We start from the raw sequence: 1098 nt of genomic DNA, 5'->3' as shown, positions 1-1098 counted from the left end.
CTCTGTTGCCTCCATAAGCCCCTCGCTTTGTTTCATGACATTAACACCAAAACCATTCTTCGATCAACCACTACGCCAGCGTCACCGACTTCCAGCCGCCGTCGTTGACATAGATCCGATGGCCGGTCCGGTCGTAATAGAGCGGCACCTTTCCAGTCTGGGCCGTCGGGGTTCCCGTGGGCGCCCCGTCCCCGGCCGGGATATAGAGAAATCCATCCGTGGCGGTGGTCGCGAGCGCGGCCGCCGAGCCGACGATGGTCGATCCCCCGGAGTCGATGCGAAACCGGTCCGTGGCGTTTGATTCGTCGCGGATGATGAACGACTTGTCGGCGTTGCGGACCGACCAGTTGGCCTTGTCGCCGCCGGTGTCCTCCAGAAAAATCTTCGGGTCATTGTCGGCGAGATGCAATTTTCCCGTGGGGGTAACGCCGTTGATGCCGACGATAAATGTGCCCGTTGACGTCAGGGCGACCCGCTGGGTGCGGACATTGGCCGCGACGGAGGAGATGCTCCATTCGTCCTTCGCGTGGTCATGGCAATAGTCAAATCCGGTCCCGAGGGAGGGACCCTTGCGGAAGGCCATCGCGCCGTTGGCGGATTTGTCGCTGGTGGGGACGGAGACGTTGGCCCAGCCGGTGGTGTCGTGAAAGTTCGCGTAGCCGGGGGCGGTTTTCTTTTGCAACGGCAGGGTGGCGGTGGCATAGGGATAGGCGATGCCGGCGTCCTCAAACACGGAGCGTCCGGCGAAGACGGCGTTGCCCGTGCTGGAGATCCAGAAGCGTTGAAACGGCGTCTCCTTGCCGACCGGGGTGACGCCGACATAGAACGCCCCGCCGCGACAAGAGGCCGTGGGCGTCTCCACGATGGGAAAGCCCAGCTCCTGGGCCCGCCCGGAGTAGACATAACCATCCGTGGTCCCGTGCGAGGAGACAAGGCTGCCGGAGGTGTCCAGCGCCCATCCGTAGATGAAGGCTCCGGGGTACGCGCCGGTGCGATTCGTCGGGCTGGCGGCGTTCCCGTCCACGATGAGCAGCGCCAGTTCCGGGGTGTCGCCGGGATCTCCCAGCAACAGGGACTTGGCCAGCACCTTGGTCTGGC

The 1098-nt window shown here is 63.8% G+C and carries 1 pseudogene; it reads right to left on the bottom strand.

Annotated features, from left to right (window positions below):
- Positions 1-70 precede the first annotated feature (70 nt).
- Positions 71-1098, bottom strand: a pseudogene (locus BGIM_RS65430) (hypothetical protein); the annotation flags it as partial.

This window comes from Zavarzinella formosa DSM 19928, assembly GCF_000255705.1.
GTDB lineage: Bacteria > Planctomycetota > Planctomycetia > Gemmatales > Gemmataceae > Zavarzinella > Zavarzinella formosa.
Note: the sequence above shows the minus strand (reverse complement) of the source record. Positions and strands in the feature narration are given on the sequence as shown.